General features: G+C 52.6%; 19 protein-coding genes. 16 read left to right on the top strand and 3 right to left on the bottom strand.

Translation table 11 applies throughout. The features are described from left to right. The 4 genes from OXG10_07850 to argJ all read left to right on the top strand — a co-directional run. The coding region (locus tag OXG10_07850; protein MCY3827267.1) for a DUF933 domain-containing protein at positions 1-295 on the top strand (295 nt) is incomplete at its 5' end. A gap of 71 nt (positions 296-366) precedes the next feature. Further along, entirely contained in the window at positions 367-1,479 is a 1,113-nt protein-coding gene (locus OXG10_07855) for a quinone-dependent dihydroorotate dehydrogenase (GenBank protein ID MCY3827268.1), read from the top strand. Between the two features lie 414 nt (positions 1,480-1,893). Further along, positions 1,894-2,568 carry a TetR/AcrR family transcriptional regulator gene (locus OXG10_07860; protein ID MCY3827269.1) on the top strand — a complete coding sequence of 225 codons (675 nt, stop codon included), beginning with the start codon at positions 1,894-1,896 and terminating at the stop codon, positions 2,566-2,568. Positions 2,569-2,795: 227 nt separating this feature from the next. Next, a complete protein-coding gene (gene argJ / locus OXG10_07865) occupies positions 2,796-3,974 on the top strand; it encodes a bifunctional glutamate N-acetyltransferase/amino-acid acetyltransferase ArgJ (protein ID MCY3827270.1) in 1,179 nt (392 codons plus the stop codon). A gap of 37 nt (positions 3,975-4,011) precedes the next feature. Here argJ and recO read toward each other — a convergent pair whose 3' ends face one another. Next, positions 4,012-4,698: a DNA repair protein RecO gene (gene recO / locus OXG10_07870; GenBank protein ID MCY3827271.1), complete on the bottom strand. Its 687-nt coding sequence runs from the start codon at positions 4,696-4,698 to the stop codon at positions 4,012-4,014. A 176-nt stretch (positions 4,699-4,874) separates the two neighbouring features. Between recO and ubiA the strand changes: the two genes are divergently transcribed. The 9 genes from ubiA to OXG10_07915 all read left to right on the top strand — a co-directional run bounded on the left by ubiA (position 4,875) and on the right by OXG10_07915 (position 12,922). Next, a complete protein-coding gene (gene ubiA, locus OXG10_07875; GenBank protein ID MCY3827272.1) occupies positions 4,875-5,717 on the top strand; it encodes a putative 4-hydroxybenzoate polyprenyltransferase in 843 nt (280 codons plus the stop codon). Between the two features lie 2 nt (positions 5,718-5,719). Further along, complete coding sequence (locus OXG10_07880; protein ID MCY3827273.1) at positions 5,720-6,271, top strand: UbiX family flavin prenyltransferase; 552 nt, start codon at positions 5,720-5,722, stop codon at positions 6,269-6,271. A 9-nt stretch (positions 6,272-6,280) separates the two neighbouring features. After that, complete coding sequence (locus tag OXG10_07885) at positions 6,281-8,056, top strand: menaquinone biosynthesis decarboxylase (protein ID MCY3827274.1); 1,776 nt, start codon at positions 6,281-6,283, stop codon at positions 8,054-8,056. Further along, complete coding sequence (gene mqnE, locus OXG10_07890) at positions 8,035-9,141, top strand: aminofutalosine synthase MqnE (protein ID MCY3827275.1); 1,107 nt, start codon at positions 8,035-8,037, stop codon at positions 9,139-9,141. The genes OXG10_07885 and mqnE overlap by 22 nt, the downstream gene beginning before the upstream one ends. A 173-nt stretch (positions 9,142-9,314) precedes the next feature. Further along, positions 9,315-9,869 (top strand): peptide-methionine (S)-S-oxide reductase MsrA, encoded by a 555-nt coding sequence (gene msrA, locus OXG10_07895; protein ID MCY3827276.1) that lies wholly within the window; start codon positions 9,315-9,317, stop codon positions 9,867-9,869. 67 nt (positions 9,870-9,936) lie between these two features. Next, positions 9,937-10,617, top strand: a complete 681-nt coding sequence (aat, locus tag OXG10_07900; protein MCY3827277.1) for a leucyl/phenylalanyl-tRNA--protein transferase — start codon at positions 9,937-9,939, stop codon at positions 10,615-10,617. A gap of 57 nt (positions 10,618-10,674) precedes the next feature. Next, complete coding sequence (locus OXG10_07905) at positions 10,675-11,424, top strand: gamma-glutamyl-gamma-aminobutyrate hydrolase family protein (protein ID MCY3827278.1); 750 nt, start codon at positions 10,675-10,677, stop codon at positions 11,422-11,424. Positions 11,425-11,553: 129 nt separating this feature from the next. Then, positions 11,554-12,012: a hypothetical protein gene (locus OXG10_07910; GenBank protein MCY3827279.1), complete on the top strand. Its 459-nt coding sequence runs from the start codon at positions 11,554-11,556 to the stop codon at positions 12,010-12,012. Positions 12,013-12,103: 91 nt separating this feature from the next. Then, positions 12,104-12,922: a methyltransferase domain-containing protein gene (locus tag OXG10_07915; protein ID MCY3827280.1), complete on the top strand. Its 819-nt coding sequence runs from the start codon at positions 12,104-12,106 to the stop codon at positions 12,920-12,922. A gap of 67 nt (positions 12,923-12,989) precedes the next feature. Here the strand turns inward: OXG10_07915 and OXG10_07920 are convergent, their stop codons facing one another. Next, complete coding sequence (locus OXG10_07920) at positions 12,990-13,271, bottom strand: type B 50S ribosomal protein L31 (protein MCY3827281.1); 282 nt, start codon at positions 13,269-13,271, stop codon at positions 12,990-12,992. Positions 13,272-13,356: 85 nt separating this feature from the next. Next, positions 13,357-14,397 (bottom strand): porphobilinogen synthase, encoded by a 1,041-nt coding sequence (gene hemB / locus OXG10_07925; GenBank protein ID MCY3827282.1) that lies wholly within the window; start codon positions 14,395-14,397, stop codon positions 13,357-13,359. A 253-nt stretch (positions 14,398-14,650) separates the two neighbouring features. Here hemB and OXG10_07930 point away from each other — a divergent pair, with 253 nt between their 5' ends. The 3 genes from OXG10_07930 to OXG10_07940 form a co-directional block, all read left to right on the top strand. Beyond that, a complete protein-coding gene (locus OXG10_07930) occupies positions 14,651-15,469 on the top strand; it encodes a methyltransferase domain-containing protein (GenBank protein MCY3827283.1) in 819 nt (272 codons plus the stop codon). 204 nt (positions 15,470-15,673) lie between these two features. Further along, on the top strand, positions 15,674-17,524 hold the full coding sequence (gene htpG, locus OXG10_07935; GenBank protein MCY3827284.1) for a molecular chaperone HtpG: 1,851 nt from the start codon (positions 15,674-15,676) through the stop codon (positions 17,522-17,524). A 9-nt stretch (positions 17,525-17,533) separates the two neighbouring features. After that, a partial coding sequence (locus OXG10_07940; GenBank protein MCY3827285.1) for a DUF479 domain-containing protein occupies positions 17,534-17,637 on the top strand: 104 nt, incomplete at its 3' end.

A 17,637-nucleotide genomic window follows, 5' to 3' on the forward strand; every position in this document is an offset into this window, starting at 1 on the left:
TGACAGGCTTGTTAACTGCGCGTACTCAAATCTCGGGCTTCTTACATATTTCACCACGGGGCCGAAAGAGGTGAGAGCCTGGACGGTGAGACGCGGAACCAGGGCGCCCCAGGCGGCCGGGATCATCCACAGCGACTTTGAAAGGGGCTTTATAAGGGCCGAGACCATATCCTACGAGGATTACGTGAGGGAAGGTTCCGAGCAGATGGTAAGGGATGCCGGAAAAATGAGGCTTGAGGGAAAGGATTACGAGGTTTGCGACGGGGACGTCATGTTTTTCAGGTTCAACGTCTGAGTTGCCCGTGCCTGGTTCCGGGTCCGGTTTTGCCTGCCGACGCCTTGTTCGGATAGAATTCTCCAAAAGGCATGATCTATAAAACTTTTCTAAGGCCAGTTCTTGACCGTCTTGATTCAGAAACGTGGCACCATAACGTAAAGGAACTCATGCACTTCTGCGAGTTCTCGGGCCTTACTCTGAAACTCCTTGAGTTCTCCGCAAGCGGCGGGGCTAGGGTCAGGGACAAAAGGCTCGGAGTCAGCGTGGCCGGCGTGCCTTTTGAAAACCCGCTTATCGTGGGCGCCGGATGGGACAAGAGCGGGAGAGCGCTTCGGGCGCTTTACTCGCTTGGGTTTGCGGGGGTCGAGGTGGGCTCGGTCGTCGAGAGGCCCCAGAGGGGAAATCCCAAACCCAGGCAGTTCATGGTAACCCCCGATGTGTGTCTTAATTCCCTTGGCCTCAACAGCCCGGGGATGGACGCTGTTTTAGAGAACCTCAGGGGGTACGGACGCCTCGATATGCCCGTGGGAATAAACCTGGGCATAAATTCTGACACAAGCCATGAGGACGCCTCGCGGGCCTACGCCGCTGTCGCGCGGAAATTCCGCGCCGACGCCGCCTACTTCGCCATAAACGTGAGTTCCCCAAACACCCTGGGGCTCAGAAAGCTTCAGGACGGAGGGCGCCTTGGGGAGATAATACGCGCTGTAACGGAGTCACTTGTGGATTCCTCGGGCGCGGGGAAACCATTGTTCGTAAAAATCTCCCCGGATCTTTCCTTGGAGGCGATCGATGATCTCCTCAGGGTCGTGATCGATTCCGGGATTTCGGGCGTAATCGCCACCAACACAAGTGACAACCGGGCCATCAAGGCAAAGTACGGCGCGAAGTGGGAAGGTCTTCCTGGGGGAATAAGCGGAAACGATTCTGAGTACAGGTCGCTTTCAACGTCAATTATTTCCCACATCTACCGCACCGCGGGCGAGGAGCTTGAGATAATCGGGGTCGGGGGCGTTTTCGACACGGCTTCTGCGCTTGAGAAGCTTTGTGCGGGCGCAAAGGCCCTCCAAGTGGTCACGGGTCTTCGCGGAGAGGGTCTTTCGGTCGCGAACTCGATAAACAGGGGGCTTTTAGAGTTTATGGATAAAAACGGGATCAGTGACATAAGCGAGATTGCCGGTTCAGGCCATGAAGCAAGCTGAACGGACGATCAAAAGAAATGACACCGGGCGTAAGAGTTTTCAAAACGCCATCCCCCTTTCTGAATAAGCACATGGTGGAAAATTTAGGCCCATCTGGTCGCGAGGAAGTGACTTGCCGGGGTAGAAAGTGCGCTTCAAAAAAGATTTGTTCTCGGCGCTGACTGCGCTTTCCCTGCTTGTAATGATTTACTTGCCCGAAAGGGTATCCGCGGGTATTTTTATCGCCGCGAACGGAGTTCTGCCCTTACGTGAGAACTGGGGGGATACGACTGCCGGCATTAGTTTTTCCGGAACTGGTGACACTTTGATTCTCAGTGTCGTCAATTAAGGACCAACTGTTCCATATCATGCTGTAATCACTTCTCAAGTTCATTGACAGAAGCTTCTCTGCGAAGTTTAATAGTTGATATAAGGATGAGACCTACCAACAAAGATAAAATTATCGAGACCGCCTACGAGTTTTTTCGTTTTTACGGATACAATGGAACTTCCATTGACATGCTCATAAAGGCGACGGGGATTTCCAAGAGTAATTTCTACTACCATTTCGAAAGTAAGGAGGAGTTAGGACTGAAGATACTCGGAATTCACGTCGATTATCAGGAGAAAATCGTATCAGAAATTCTCCTTAACCGCGATATCAATCCCCTTGAGCGCTTTATCAGGTTCTATGTAGAGGGAGTTTACGCCAAGCGAGACCTTTGTTTACGTACGGGCAGTTTTATTGCGAGGATAGATCTGGAACAAGGTTCCATAAACCAGAGATTTCATTCCCTTATTGATACGTTCTTCCAGAAAACTGAAGACGGGTTTGAGGTATGCGTAGGAGACTGCGCGGAATTAGGGGTGATTCCGGATGGAATTAATACGAAGCTGATTCCTCAATTCCTGATTTCTCAGTTTAAAGGGGCTATGGTTATGATGAAAGTCCTTAACTCCTATTCCCCGTTAGAGCTATCTTACAACAAGACACTGGCCATGCTGCTCAAAAAAGAGTGGAGGCATCTGATTCCAAGGCATGACGAGCTGCCTGTTCGTACGTTTTCGTATCATGACCAACTGAAGCCGCTCATCTCTTCCCAGAAGTAATCTTAATTATAGCCATCATCTGAAATACCAAGCGAGGCTGTGGAGATATCCGGCGGAAGTTTATACCTCGTGAGCGATCGCACCGAATCAGGCAACCATCACGACTCATATGGTTTGATAGTTGGGACCGCGTTGAGTAAATAACATGCGTGCTGTTATTTTTGGATATACTGAATACCAAGGCTGAATTCCGCCTCGGAGAAATCTGAGTTGCGGGCACTTGCGATATGAAAAACGTACCGGGATTTCTGCTAAGCGGCGTATCCGCCGGACTTAAGAAAAACGAAAAGAGGGACCTGGCGCTTATATTCTCAACGGTTCCGGCCCACGCGTCCGCCATATTCACGAAAAATCTGATAAAAGGCGCCCCTGTGCTTGTCGGGCAGGAGAGAATCGCAGGCGGGCTCTGCCAGGCGCTGATAATAAACAGCGTAAACGCTAACGCTTTTACGGGCCAAAAGGGCTATGAAGACTCGCTCGAAGTTGCAAACACGCTCTCCGGGCGGCTCGGAATAGATAAATCGCTTGTGATCCCTTCGTCAACCGGGGTTACGGGGGAATGGCTTCGCGTCGGGAAAATCAAAAAGTCCATTCCCAAGCTCATAAAAGCTCTTGGAGAAAATAATGTCCGCGAGGCGGCCGAAGCCATCATGACGACCGATTCCTTTCCCAAGTACGCGTCAAGGCAGCTTGCCGTGGGAGAGAAGACCGCCACCGTCTCGGCTATCGGCAAGGGGGCGGGGATGATATGTCCTGACATGGCGACCATGCTCTGTTTTATAATGACCGACCTCAATATTCAGCGAAAAGCTCTTTCAAAAGCTCTTGTGGCAGCGGCAAGCGGTTCTTTTAACGCCATAACGGTTGACGGGGACACTTCCCCCAACGACTCCGTCTTTATCCTCGCGAACGGGGTTCTGGGAAACAAGCAGATCACGGAGAAAAGCGGGGATTACGGCAGGTTCGTAGACGTGCTTTCGTCTTTATGCGGGGAGATTGCCCGGATGATAGTAAGCGACGGCGAAGGGGCCACGAAGGTTGTCAGGATCAGTGTTACGGAAGCCAAGACCGAGAGGGACGCCGAGAAAATCGCGAGGACGATAGCCACTTCCCAGCTCGTTAAGACCGCGTTTTACGGGGAGGATGCGAACTGGGGAAGGATAGTGGCGGCCGCCGGAAGGGCCGGCGTGAAATTCGATCCGGAAAAAATAAAGCTTTATTTTGAAGGAGTGGAGGTGTTTTCAAAAGGGGTAAGGTCTAAACCGGAATCAAGGTTTGCCCGAGTGTTTAAAAAACCGTCCTTTACCGTAACGCTTAGTCTCGGGGAGGGTGAGGCTGCCTACTCGATTCTCACAAGCGATCTAAGCCACAAGTACGTTTCGATCAATTCCGATTACAGGACCTGACCCGGGCGGTCTCCGTCGGAGACTCTACGCTTCATGCTCAGGTTTCGTCAGCAAACCCGGTTTTCTCAAGACGCCTTCCGGTACGGTATTCGGTGTATCTCATTAGAATCCGTATGTTGTTTTTTACCTTCTCTAGGTTTGTGTCCATGATTTCAGGATGTCTCATTATGTCCATGTGGAAGGGATAGATGTTCCTTTTCCCCTGTGTTTTCTCAAGACTGCTGAGCTTTCCGTTCTCTACGTCAAACCCCGCGATCTCTTTTTCCCTGTCAAAGCGCAAATCGGGCCTGTAGCCGCAAAGGGTTAACGCGCGGAGGAGAAAAATGAGAAAAACGGAGTGCGGCCCCCGTTTTTCCGAGAGAAAACCCAGGGTGTCTGTCGCAAGGTCGAACAGCTTGTCTGCGGGTTCCTGTTCGGGGGTTAGGAAATCAAGCAGCTCCAAAACGCGGTTCGCCGCGACGAAGGAGTCAACCGATTCCGTTATTTCCCTGTAGCTTTCCTTCAAGGTCACGTCCCCGATGAGATTGAACCTTCCTTTGTTCAAGGCTACTTCGATTGCCAGGCGGTTAAAGAAATCAAGGCGTCCCCCGAAGCGCTTTCGGCTTTTTTTCGCGTTTTTGGCAAGCGCCCTGAATTTTCCGAGTTCCCTTGAGAAAAGGGTTACAATCAGATCGGCTTCCCCGTAATTTGATTTCCTTAAAACAAGCGCTTCACATGTTTCCATGGTTTGTTTCCAGACTCAAAATGTTGATTTTCATTGAAATTTCCGATGTGTTTGAGAAGATTACTGTTATTTTAGATGACAGGCAAAATAGGCTGCGGACACGTTCTCTGCGGGTGGCTATCCGCCCAAAAGACCGTTCGCGCAGATGAAACATCCGGTAGAATTCCGTATCCAAAATGACGTTTTTAAAGAATCTCTCGGGATTTCTAAGAATAGAGCACACGTTTTTCTCACTTCCGGTTATCTTCGCGGGGGCTTTCCTCGCCGCCGGCGGGATATTCAGTGCCCGGCTTTTCGTGCTGATTATCCTTGCGGGGACGGGGGCGCGAACCGCCGCTCTGGCGCTTAACAGGATTTTTGACCGGGAAATAGACCGGGAGAACCCGAGAACCACGCAGAGAGAGCTTCCCTCGGGCAAAATGAGCATGGGCGAGGCTGTGGCTGTGACGGCCGTTGGAGCCCTGCTTTACTTTGTCTGCGCCTATCTTATATGTCCGCTTGTCTTCCTTCTCTCCCCGATTCCGCTTGTGGCGTTTGCTGTCTATCCGCTGATGAAGAGATTTACGAGCCTCTGTCATTTCGGCGTGGGGCTCTCCCTTGCGCTCGGTCCGCTTGGCGGATGGCTTGCCGTGAGGTGCTCTTTTGAGGAGATGCTTCCGGCAGTCGTGCTCTCGGTTTTCACTTTCCTCTGGATTTCGGGGTTTGACATCATATACGCCACCGCCGATGAGGAGTTTGACCGCCGCCACGGCGTTTTCTCCCTTGTCGCCCGTTTCGGCAAAGAGAAAGCGCTTTCTGTTTCCAGGATCTGCCACCTGCTTTCGTTCGTTTCGCTTGTTTTTCTTTACCTTCTTTCGTTTCGCGGCTTCCTGGCGCTTTTGCCGCTTTTGCTCTGCGGCTACCTCCTTTACCTTGAGCACAGGAGCTTCGGACAGGTTGATTCCGCTTTTTTCAGAACCAACATCCTGATAGGTTTTGCGGTTTTGTTTTTCACCCTCGCGGGTATATACTTACCCTGACCATGAGAACCATAGTCGGAATTACTGGAGCTTCAGGGGTCGCTTACGGGGTTGATTTCCTCAGAAGGTGCCCTGATGAGAAATATCTGGTGGCGAGCAAGTGGGGCAAAAGAGTCCTTCACGAGGAACTCGGCCTCAAGGTCGAGGAACTGCGTCCCTGGGTGACCGACATTTACAGCGATTCCGATCTTGCGTCTCCTTTTTCATCGGGAAGCAATCATTTCGATTCCATGGTCATAGTGCCGTGTTCTGTATCAACGCTTGCCAAGATCGCAAACGGCATAGCCGATACCCTGATAACGAGAATAGCGGCCGTGGCGCTAAAGGAGAAAAGAAGGCTCATAATCGCTCTCAGGGAGACGCCGCTTGGCACAATCGCCCTTGAGAACGCCCTTAAGCTTTCCCGCGAGGGAGTCGTTATCGCGCCGATCTCTCCGACTGACTACATGGGCGCCGAATCGATTTCGGACGTGGTGAGCGGATACGTGGACAAGCTCTTAGGCCTAGTCGGCGTCGATACCGGCAGGGGATGGAGGAGGGACGAACTCGAGTAGTCTTTTCTCATGTCCACAAAAGGTTTTAGGAATCTCGAAAGCTTTATAAGCCATCTTGAAAGCATAGGCGACCTGAAGAGAATAAAAACCGAGGTCTCCCCCGAGCTTGAGATAACGGAAATAGCGTCGCGGACCGTCAGGGAAAGCGGCCCCGCCCTTCTGTTTGAAAACGTGGAGGGATCAGATTTTCCCCTGGTGATAAACCTCTTCGGCACGGAGCAGAGGGTAGAGCTTGCTCTCGGCAGAAAACCCGCCTCGGTCGGCGAGGAACTCGTCGAGATATTCCGCAAGGTTAATCCTCCCTCGATACAGGGAATTTTTTCCGTGCTTCCAAAGGCCACCGGCCTTCTTTCCATGAGAACCAAGAAGGTAAGGCGTGGCGACGTTCAGCAGGTTGAAACCGAACCCGATCTCTCGAAGCTTCCCGTGATGAAATGCTGGCCGCGCGACGGGGGAAAGTTCGTGACGTTTGGCCTGGTGCTGACGAGGGATCCCGCTACGGGCTCAAGAAACCTCGGGATCTACAGGCTTCAGGTATATGACAGCAGGACCACCGGGATGCACTGGCACGCGCACAAGGGAGGAGCCGCGCACTACCACGAGGCGAAAAAACTGGGAAGAGACCTCGAAGCCGCGGTGATCCTCGGAGGAGACCCAAGGATGATCTTCTCCGCCGTCGCCCCGCTTCCAGACGGCATGGACGAGCTTGCGTTTGCGAGCTATCTTCGCGGAAGCCCGATGCCCATGGTGAAGGGCAAGAGCATTTCGCTTCACGTCCCGACCGAGGCGGAATTCATACTCGAGGGTTCCGTTCCGAGGGACGTGCTGAGACAGGAAGGGCCATTCGGCGATCATTTCGGTCACTACTCGATGGAGGCCGATTTCCCCGTTTTTAACCTGAGCGAGATAACCCACAGAAAAACCCCCGTGTACCCCTCCATCGTGGTCGGAAAGCCTCCGCAGGAAGACCTCTACCTCGGCATCGCAGCGGGCGAGATGTTCTCCCCTCTTATAAAGATAATACAGCCCGAAGTAAAGGACATGTGGGCTTACCCCGAGGCCGGATTTCATAACCTGCTTGCGGTCTCAGTCGACGAGCGCTATCCCAAGGGCGGGATAAAGGCCATGCTTGCGCTTTGGGGGACGGGACAGCTGCTCCTCACAAAGTGCATGATCTGTGTTTCAAGCGACGTTAACCCCAGGGATTTCTCCGCGGTGCTTCACGAAATAGGGGAGAATTTCGATCCCAGGGAGGATTTCCTCATGATACAGTGGGCTCCGCTTGACACCCTTGATTTTACGAGCAACAAGTTTAACGTGGGAAGCAAGATGGGAATAAACGCGGTAAGGAAAAACTCCCCGGAGAGAAAAACCTACGCCAGGGAGGTTCCCGATCCCAGGGAAAAACACCAGGATATAACAGGATTCAGGCTTCTTTCGGGAGGTTTCTGCGCCGTCCGGATAGATGAATCCCGGACCGATCCCAAGGAGATGATACGCAGGCTGTTTGAGACTCCGGGCCTTGAAGGGGTGCGCATAATCGCCCTTGTGAGCCCGGATATAGATTTAACTGATGACATGGAGCTTATCTGGGGTATCTTTACTAGGTTCGATCCTTATCTGGATGTTCTGTTTGAACATACGGAACTTCGGGGTTCAGCGGTCGTTTACGACGGCAGGATGGGAATCGACGCCACCGTGAAGCAGTGGTATCCTCCGGTAATAGAGATGTCGGAGGATATAAAGGACAAGGTTGAGACGAGATGGAGCGAGTACTGGAGCTGACCGAGAGTTTCTGCACCGACCCGAACCTGCTCCCCATAATGGAGAAGGTCGCCGAGGGCCGCAGGCTTTCCTTTGAAGACGGGCTTTCGATACTTGATTCCCCCGATCTTAACACCGTCGGCATGATGGCGGATTACGTTAAGAGAAAGAAATCGGGGGAAAAGGTCTATTTCGTCGTGAACCGCCACATAAATCCTTCGAACATTTGCGCTATATCGTGCCGGTTCTGCGCTTTCGGGACCACGAAGAAGTCCGCGAACGCCTACGAACTCTCGGACGAGCAGATGCTTTCCATGCTGAGCGAGGAGATGAGGGAGGTTCACATAGTCGGCGGCCTTCACCCTGACTGGGAGTTCGATCATTACCTGGACATAGTGAAGATGATAAAGCGCCACTTCCCGGATATTCACGTAAAGGCCTTCACCGCTGTTGAGATCGACTGGTTCTCGGAGATAAGCGGCCTTTCTCTTAAGGATGTGCTTCTCGCCCTTCAGGACGCGGGCGTTGACGCGCTTACGGGCGGGGGAGCGGAGATACTGCACGAAGAGGTGAGAAAGAAGATCTGCGCCCCGAAGACGGTCGCGACAAGGTGGGAGGAAATCCACCGCCTGGCCCACACGCTCGGCATCCCTACAAACGCCACCATACTCTACGGTCATCTTGAAAAGCCCTTCCACGTGGTTGACCACATGGAGAGGCTTAGAAGAATAGAGGACGAGTTCCCCGGGTTTTTTGCGTTCATCCCCGTTCTTTTCCAGCCGGAGAACACGGGTCTTAAGAATGTAAAACCTTTCCCGGCCTCATACGACATGAAGGTTCACGCGCTTGCGAGGCTCTATCTTGACAACTTCCCTCACATAAAGTCCTACTGGATCACCCTCGGGGAAAAAGCGGCCCAAGTGGCACTGCATTACGGTGCGAGCGACGCGGACGGAACGATAATGAGGGAGAAGATCATCCACGACGCGGGCGCCCCCTCGGAAGTGGGTCACAGCAGGGATTTCATGATAAAGATGATCCGGGATTCGGGGTACGTTCCCGTTGAGAGAGACGCGCTTTATAACGAAATAAGGGTTTACAACTGATTCCCGTCTGGGGGCGGCTCTGCGGGTCCTCAGAGTCGAAATTTCCCGGTTTTTGCTTGGTGTGAGGAAAAATGAGACGCGATTTCTGGTCCAGGGTTTTTGTCTTGGCGCTTATTGTGCTTGCGGGCGCGGCTTTTCCCGTGTACAACGAAAGTGTAGGGGAGGTTAAAAAGATGGAAAGCGGGAAAAACAGCGGTTACATGGAAGCGACTTTCGCCGGAGGATGCTTCTGGTGCATGGAGCCTCCTTTTGACAGTCTCGACGGGGTTGTCGAGACGGTGGTGGGCTACTCGGGGGGAAAGGAGGAAAATCCTACCTACGAGCAGGTCTGGCAGGGTAGAACGGGCCACGCGGAAGCTATAAGGGTCGTTTACGATCCCGCGAAGATAGACTACGAAACCCTTCTTGAGACTTTCTGGATAAACATCGATCCAACCCAGGTAGACGGGCAGTTTGCCGACAGGGGAAGGCACTACAGAACCGCTATCTTCTACCATAACGATTCGCAGAAGGAAAAGGCTCTTCTCTCGAAAAAGAAACTCGAGGAGTCGGGCAAATTCAAAAAGCCGATAGTCACCTCGGTAGAGAAGTTCGTTTCCTTTTACAGGGCGGAGGAATACCACCAGGATTACTACAAGAAAAACCCGATTCACTACGGCAATTACAAAATAGGTTCGGGGAGGGCTGGCTTTATCGAAAGGACCTGGGGGAAGCAGGATCTTCAGTGAACCGGCAAACCCGAGGGATTTTCCTGAGTAAGCGGCCGGCACGCTAAAAAGATTTTACCCGGAACCGATGACCGTTTACTTTCTCGACTCCCGAATAATGTTTCCCGGTCCGTCCGAAGCGGAGCCGGGAGGGCTTCTGGCGGTCGGAGGGGATCTTTCTCCCGAGAGACTTCTTCTGGCCTACGAAAACGGCATTTTCCCCTGGTATTCCGAGGAAGACCCCATTTTATGGTTTTCTCCCGACCCGAGAATGGTTTTTCTTCCGGGGGACTTCAAGTTCTCAAAAACCCTTTTAAAGACAGTAGCTTCCGGAAAGTTCTCAGTGAGGGCCGATACGGATTTCGCCGCGGTTGTCGAGAACTGCGCGCAGGTCCAGAGGAAAGGGCAGAGCGGGACGTGGATAACCGAGGGAATGAAGGTGGCTTACGGGAAACTGCATGAACTGGGTTACGCTCATTCTTTTGAGATATATCTGGATGAGAAACTTGTCGGCGGTCTTTACGGAGTGTCTCTCGGCGGCGCGTTTTTCGGAGAATCGATGTTTCACCTCGAAACCGACGCTTCCAAGGTGGCCCTTTTCCATCTGGCGCAAAAATGCTGGGAATCCGGTTTTGATCTCATAGATTCCCAGGTTCCGACGGATCATATGAGGACTCTCGGAGGAAGAGAAATCTCAAGAAAGGAGTTTCTACTTGCGCTTGAATCCTCTCTTCTGAAGAAGACCCTGCGCGGCAGGTGGGAGATCTGAACTTTTCCCGGCCCGGCGGAATGACAGGGGCCGGAAAAGTGGTTAAAATCCTGCCTCATGCCGAAATTGCTTGTCTTCCAGCATGTCCCTCACGAGATACTGGGAACGCTTGACCCGATGCTAAGGGATGCCGGTTTCAGGATACGTTACGTAAACTTCGGCCGTTCAAACTACAAGATCCCCAAACTCCGCAATTACGACGGTCTTGTTGTTCTGGGGGGGCCGATGAACGTGGACGAGACCGAGGAGTATCCTTACCTCGTACCGGAGACCGAATCCATAAGGGAGTTTATCGAAATGGACGCTCCGGTGCTCGGCGTATGTCTCGGTTCGCAACTGATTGCCAAGGCCCTTGGAGCCCGGGTTAACAAAAACCTGGAAAAAGAGATCGGCTGGTACGACGTTTCCCCTACCGAAGAGGGGGGAGAGGACCGTCTTATGGGTGCATTCGGCGCGGTTGAAAAGGTCTTTCAGTGGCACGGGGATACTTTCGAGATTCCGCCGGGCGCCGTGCACTTGGCCACTTCCCCCGCGTGTGCGAATCAGGCGTTTCGATACGGGGACAAGGTGTACGGGTTCCAGTTCCACCTCGAGGTGGACGCGCCAATGATAGAGCGCTGGCTTGTCACTCCGGTGAACAAAAAGGAAATCGAAGAACTCGGCGGCAAAATAAATCCCGATGTTATAAGATCCGAGACTCCAAAGTACATAGATGCCCTTTCAGATCTCAGCAGGCGGACTTTCGGCGGTTTTATCGATCTGCTCGGAGGCACGTCGGAGAAAAAGGCGCATATGCCTTCTGTCTGAACTTTTCCCCTTGCAATTCGTTAGGAGTTTTCTGCCTGATCGCTGTTGAAAAAAATCCGGACGTGTGTATAATCCGTGCGTCTTTCAGTTAGTAAAAATCTTTTTTTAATCCACTCGACGAGGTAAATAATGAGCAACTGGGAATGTAAAAATCACGGTCATCCAAACATAAAGCCTTCTTCTTCCAGAAGAGCCATATTCATCGGCAGGTATCAGCCATACCACGCCGGGCACATAAGCCTTGTCAGGCAGAAGCTCGACAATGGAGTTCCGTGCCTGATAATGGTAAGGGATATCCCTCCCGACCCGAAAAATCCCTTCACCACGGAACAGACCGTCGGAATGATAAGAAAATATCACGGGAGCAAGGGGGATGACGTGGTCGTGATGGTGATTCCGGACATTGAATCGGTAAACTGGGGCAGGGGAGTCGGTTACGAGATGAACGAGTTTTTCCCGCCTGAGAACATAGGGTTCATATCGGCTACCAAAATACGCGAGTCGATAGCAAGTGGCAATGAGGAGTGGAGGGAACTCGTGGACGAGTCCATTCAGGATGACGTGGTAAGTTACCTGAGCGGCGACTAATCATAGTTCCTGAAGTTAAAAAGACGACATTGCTGACCACTCCGCACAAAAACCGTGCGGACATATCCGAGGGGTGGAGCGAGGAAATCGCATGTCGCAAAGAGCGCACCAGGGTGAAGTTGCCGGAACGCGCTGGATCCCCGGTCAGTACCTGAAGTTTTCCCGGGAGCGCCTGCGACCGGCCCTTGAGTTGCTGGATCGTATACCCCTTGAAGCGCTAGGTGTGATCTATGATCTGGGCTGCGGTTCGGGCCACATAACCCGTTTTCTGGCGGAACGCTGGCCCTCATCCAAGGTCTACGGTATTGATAACTCACCGCAGATGCTTGCCGAGGCGGCTGCGGAACCGTCAACCATACACTGGGCGGATGCCGATATCCGCAGTTGGATGCCGGAGGAAACCCCGGACCTTATCTATTCCAATGCGTCTTTGCACTGGGTTGATGGTCACTCTGAGCTGTTTACGCGTCTGGTGAGCTACCTTAACCCGGGAGGCTGTCTTGCGGTCCAGATGCCGCTTAGCTGGGATCTTCCGTCTCACCGCCTGATGCGGGATACGTTGGCCAAGGGCGGTCCCGGTGGGACCCCCGTCGGTGACGCTGCGCTTCTTGCCACCTTGTCAAACAAGTGGGTTGAGGATTCAGAGTTCTACTACGATATCCTTTCTCCCTGTACGCGGCGCCTTGATATCTGGGAAACGCACTATCTCCATGCGCTGGAAGGCGATGATCCTGTTTTTGAATGGGTTATGGGTAGCGGTCTTCGCCCGATTCTAAATGGTCTGCGCGATACTGAACGGAACCGGTTCTTAAAAACATATAAACAGCGACTTCGGGATGCCTATCCCAAGGATTCGGGGAACCGTACGCTGTACCCCTTCCCTCGCCTGTTCATCATTGCGCTAGTTTGAGGGCTAGGCGGATCTGGAATCTTGCGTCAGTTGTTTATGACAAGAATGGAGGACTTCTGAAATCTTTTTACTGTGATTCAGTTTCCGCGGTCTCTTTCTTGGTGGACTTTCCCTGGTACTTGCGGCGGAATTTCTCGACCCTGCCTTCTTTTTTATAATGCTTTTCCTTTCCAGTATAGAAAGGGTGAGAGTCGCTCGAGATTTCCACGCTTATAAGCGGGTACTCGTTTCCGTCTTCCCATTTAGTGGTTTCCTCCGATGTTCTGGTCGAGCGAGTAAGGAACATATGCCCGGTGAACGAATCCTTGAAGACCACGTAGTTGTAATCTGGGTGAATGTCTTTTTTCATTTTATTTATCCAGCGTTTTTTTCGAGAAACGGAATTTTATACGACTATAAAGTTTTGTAAAGTGCTTGGTGAATCGGGTTTTTCCTTACCCTTGGTTTCTGCTAAGAATTTCAGCCGCCTTTTTCGCAAAATAGGTGATTACGATGTCAGCTCCGGCCCTTTTTATGCTAAGAAGGCTTTCAAGGATTATTTTCTCCTCCTCAAGCCACCCCGATTGCGCGGCTGCCTTTATCATTAGGTATTCGCCACTTACCTGATAGGCCGCCACCGGCAGGTCCGTGTTCTCCCGAAACTGGGATACCAGATCCAGGTAGTACCCTGCGGGTTTCACCATCACCATGTCCGCACCCTCTTCTTCATCCAAGATGAGCTCCCTCAGGGCTTCCGTTGAGTTTGCGGGGTCCATCTGGTAGGTCATCTTGTCCCCGCCTCTGGGTGCTGAGTCAAGCGCTCCGCGAAAAGGTCCGTAAAAAGAGGAGGCGTACTTTACCGTGTACGACATTATCGAAACGTTTGTATAACCCTCTTCGTCAAGAGTCTCCCTGATCGCTCCGACCCTCCCGTCCATCATATCGCTTGGGGCGACTATGTCGACTCCCGCGGCTGCATGGCATAGAGCCTGCTTGCAGAGCACTTCGACTGTTACATCGTTAAGTATTTCCCCGGACGGGGACACCACGCCGTCGTGCCCGTCGCTTGAGTACGGATCAAGGGCGATATCCGTTATGACGGCGACTTCCGGAGCCTCTTTTTTAATGGCGGCTATGGCTCTTGGCACAAGGCCCCTCGGGTTATAGCACTCCTCGGCGAAAGGAGATTTAAGACCGTCTTCGATTGCCGGGAAAATCATTGCCGCCCCGACGCCCAGACTGTGGGACTGCCTCACTTCCTCCACAAGACCCTGGATGCTCCACCTTTTGCATCCGGGCATCGATTCTATTTCCTCATCGCCGTTTTTATCGTGGATAAAAAGCGGGTACACAAGATCTCCCGGCAGAAGCGAAGTTTCCCGCACGAGGTTTCTTACGGAAGGGGATTTACGGTTTCTTCTCGGTCTTGCGGAGAGGTCAAGAGACGGGATGTCTCTCTCCGGCGTTTTTATTTTAGGTTTTCTTCTGGTGCTCATGACTTTTACGACATTGTTTTTATAAACATGGGCGGAAAAGCGCTTTTACCCAACGCGAAACCCCCGGAAAATAATAAAAGGCCCGGAACAATAGTCAACAAAGGGTGAATATTTCCGGCGAGCGTTTGAAAGAGGACAGCGGATTGTGGAGAGGACTCTGCCCAAGTTTTTTTTCGGATTCCGGTTTCCCGGGGCTTTTAAATGTGCCACCCAGGGTCTATAATGATTTGCCAAAGATACTGAGGAGAAATCCATGAACAGCAACAAGACCCAAGATGTTTCCAACGCCACCTACACCATGGGATACAGCGACGATTTTCAGAAATTGCTCAGGCGCCGCAACGCGCAGACCAGCGCCGCGCACCTGCTCCCGCACCTTGAGCCGGGCATGCGGGTTCTTGATTTCGGGTGCGGCCCCGGAACGATTTCGGTGGGACTGGCAGAGGCGGTTTCACCCGGAGAGTTTTTCGGCGTCGATATGGAGGCCTCGCAGATCGAGATCGCACAAGCCGCCGCGGAGGCCGGCGGACACCGAAACGCGACATTCCAGACCGCCGACGTGACGGATCTGCCCTTTGAGGATGACTCGTTTGACGTCGCCCACTGCCACGCCGTGCTCATGCACGCCCCGGACACGGTGGCCGTTCTGACGGAGGTTCGTAGGGTTCTGAAGCCCGGCGGTATCATCTCAAGCCGGGAGATGTTTGTTGACTCTTCGTTCCTTGAGCCTTCGATGAGAGACGGATGGGAAACGTTCGCGAAGCTTATCGGGGCTAACGGGGGCCACCCTCAGATCGGCAGGGAACTCAAGCGGCTTTTTATCGAATCCGGTTTCCGGGATATAAGCGCTAGCGTTTCGTTTGAGCCTTTCTCGGCGGCTGAAGACATTGATTTTCTACACGGTTTCATTGCTGCCTGGTTTTTCTCTCCGCCCACCGTTTCGGCGGCCACGATGTACGGGATTGCCACCCGGGAGCAGTTCGATGGCTGGCGCCGCGAGCTTGATGAGTGGAAGGATACCCCCGGAGCGCTTGCGGCTTTTGCCTGGGGAGAGGCCATAGGGCGTAAGTAGGGTTGTCTTCTAGATATCATCAAGACCTGACCCCATGTCTTTCTTCCGAGCTTTCCCCGATAGGCTCGTTGTCTTGGGACATTTACCGTATAAAAAAACGGTTCTCGGGTGGCGTGCACTTGTCAAGGGAGCAATCAGTCTTATTTTTACTAATGTGAAAAAAGATTTTTCCAAGCGGAATTTGCCGCTTAATGGAGGTTTCAGATGACTAGGGAGAAAACTGAAAAGCACGAGTTCCAGGCCGAAGTGCGAAGGCTGATGGATATCGTGATCAATTCCCTCTATACGGACAAGGAGATATTCATCAGGGAGCTTGTTTCAAACGCTTCTGACGCGCTAGAGAAACTGAGGTACATACAGCTTACCGAAAAAGAGATATACGACGAGGCTCTCCCGCTTGAAATCGAAATATCCACCTCAAGTGAGGACAATACGATCACCTTTACCGACTACGGCATCGGAATGAGCAGAAAGGAGCTTGTTGAGAACCTGGGAACTATAGCCCGCTCGGGCTCAAGGAGCTTTCTTGACGCGATGGAGAAAAGCGGGACCGAGGGGGGAGACCTGATCGGGCAGTTCGGAGTGGGCTTTTACAGCTCCTTTATGGTCGCCGATTCGGTTGAGGTAGTGACCCGCGGCTACAGGAAGAACTCGGAGCACCTCGTCTGGCAAAGCAGCGGGGACGGAGTGTTCGAGATAACAAAGGGAAAAGGGCACAGAAGGGGAACGAAGGTCATCGTGTCTTTAAGGGAGGATGCAAAGGAATACTCAGATCCGGACGTGATAGGGGATATTCTCAGAAAATACTCCGCGTTTGTTCCCTTCCCTCTTAAGCTAAACGGCGAGCAGATAAACACCACGGAAGCCGTCTGGCTTCGCAACAGGAGCGAGATTACGGATCAGGAGTACGGGGGCTTTTACAGGTTCCAGACAAACTCCTTTGACGAACCGAGATACAGGCTTCATTTCTCCTCGGAGGCCCCGATTGACATGAACGTGCTTCTGTTCGTGCCGGAGGACAACATGGAGCGCCTTGGATTCGGGAGAATGGACCCGGGAGTGGGTCTTTACTCAAGGAGGGTTCTTATAGATGCCTCTCCCAAGAATCTTTTTCCCGAGTGGGCGAGGTTCCTTAAGGGCGTGGTGGACAGCGCCGATATTCCTCTTAACATCTCAAGGGAGACCATGCAGGACAGCTCTCTTGTGAGGAAGCTTAATTCCGCCATCGCTAAAAGATTCATAAAGTTCCTCGAGCAGAACTCGGCTGACGACCCCAAGAGTTACGGTGATTTCTACGGCAAGTTCGGGTTTTTCATAAAGGAGGGAGTGGCCTCGGATTTTGAGCACAAGGAGCAGCTTCGGGGGCTGCTCCGCTTCGAGTCCTCGCGCAAGGGGGAAGGGGAACTGGTTTCCTTTAAGGATTACCTCTCGGGGATGCGCGAAGGCCAGGAGGAGATCTATTACCTGTTCGGTTCCGCGAGGGACACTCTTGAGAACGGGCCCCACATGGAGTTTTTCCGCTCAGAGGATATAGAGGTTCTTTTTATATACGAGCCGATTGACGAATTCGTGATGTCGACTCTCGGGGAGTATGAGGAAAAAAAGATTGTTTCCGCCGACAGTGTCGACGTAGGAGTTGCGGATAAGGATGCGGAGAGTTCTTCAGAACGTCCTTCCGAGGAGGAAAAATCTCTTTGCGGCTGGATGAAGGAAGTGCTTGGCGAGAGGGTCGGGGACGTGCGCATGAGCAGGAGGCTCGTTGAGAGCCCCGCCGCCGCGTTTAACTCAGATTCCACCATGACCCAGGGGATGAAGAGGATCATGAGGAACATAAGCGCTGGCGCCGACATGCGTTCCGTTGTCCGCCTTGAGATAAACGGCGACCACGCGCTTATAAAGAACCTTGCTTCCATGAGAGAAAAAGACACGGAATTCGCCGCAGTCATAGTTGAGCAACTCTTTGATAACGCGCTTTTGGCCGCCGGGTACATGGAGAATCCCGGAAGTATGGTCGGAAGAATAAACAAGCTGCTTGAGCGGCTGAGTTCCGGGTGATGCCAGCAGATGAACTACCTTGCCCATATCCGCCTTGCCGGGGATGACCCGGAGTGCTTGATAGGAAATTTCCTGGGCGATTTCGTGAAGGGCCGCCTCACCGAGGACCGCTA

Source organism: Candidatus Dadabacteria bacterium (assembly GCA_026706695.1).
GTDB lineage: Bacteria > Desulfobacterota_D > UBA1144 > Nemesobacterales > Nemesobacteraceae > Nemesobacter.

Bases quoted from the DNA above. Each gene is read 5' to 3' on its own strand.
- OXG10_07855 (MCY3827268.1), top strand. From the start codon at position 367: ATGATCTATAAAACTTTTCTAAGGCCAGTTCTTGACCGTCTTGATTCA.
- OXG10_07860 (MCY3827269.1), top strand. From the start codon at position 1,894: ATGAGACCTACCAACAAAGATAAAATTATCGAGACCGCCTACGAGTTT.
- argJ (MCY3827270.1), top strand. From the start codon at position 2,796: ATGAAAAACGTACCGGGATTTCTGCTAAGCGGCGTATCCGCCGGACTT.
- recO (MCY3827271.1), bottom strand. From the start codon at position 4,698: ATGGAAACATGTGAAGCGCTTGTTTTAAGGAAATCAAATTACGGGGAA.
- ubiA (MCY3827272.1), top strand. From the start codon at position 4,875: ATGACGTTTTTAAAGAATCTCTCGGGATTTCTAAGAATAGAGCACACG.
- OXG10_07880 (MCY3827273.1), top strand. From the start codon at position 5,720: ATGAGAACCATAGTCGGAATTACTGGAGCTTCAGGGGTCGCTTACGGG.
- OXG10_07885 (MCY3827274.1), top strand. From the start codon at position 6,281: ATGTCCACAAAAGGTTTTAGGAATCTCGAAAGCTTTATAAGCCATCTT.
- mqnE (MCY3827275.1), top strand. From the start codon at position 8,035: ATGGAGCGAGTACTGGAGCTGACCGAGAGTTTCTGCACCGACCCGAAC.
- msrA (MCY3827276.1), top strand. From the start codon at position 9,315: ATGGAAAGCGGGAAAAACAGCGGTTACATGGAAGCGACTTTCGCCGGA.
- aat (MCY3827277.1), top strand. From the start codon at position 9,937: ATGACCGTTTACTTTCTCGACTCCCGAATAATGTTTCCCGGTCCGTCC.
- OXG10_07905 (MCY3827278.1), top strand. From the start codon at position 10,675: ATGCCGAAATTGCTTGTCTTCCAGCATGTCCCTCACGAGATACTGGGA.
- OXG10_07910 (MCY3827279.1), top strand. From the start codon at position 11,554: ATGAGCAACTGGGAATGTAAAAATCACGGTCATCCAAACATAAAGCCT.
- OXG10_07915 (MCY3827280.1), top strand. From the start codon at position 12,104: ATGTCGCAAAGAGCGCACCAGGGTGAAGTTGCCGGAACGCGCTGGATC.
- OXG10_07920 (MCY3827281.1), bottom strand. From the start codon at position 13,271: ATGAAAAAAGACATTCACCCAGATTACAACTACGTGGTCTTCAAGGAT.
- hemB (MCY3827282.1), bottom strand. From the start codon at position 14,397: ATGAGCACCAGAAGAAAACCTAAAATAAAAACGCCGGAGAGAGACATC.
- OXG10_07930 (MCY3827283.1), top strand. From the start codon at position 14,651: ATGAACAGCAACAAGACCCAAGATGTTTCCAACGCCACCTACACCATG.
- htpG (MCY3827284.1), top strand. From the start codon at position 15,674: ATGACTAGGGAGAAAACTGAAAAGCACGAGTTCCAGGCCGAAGTGCGA.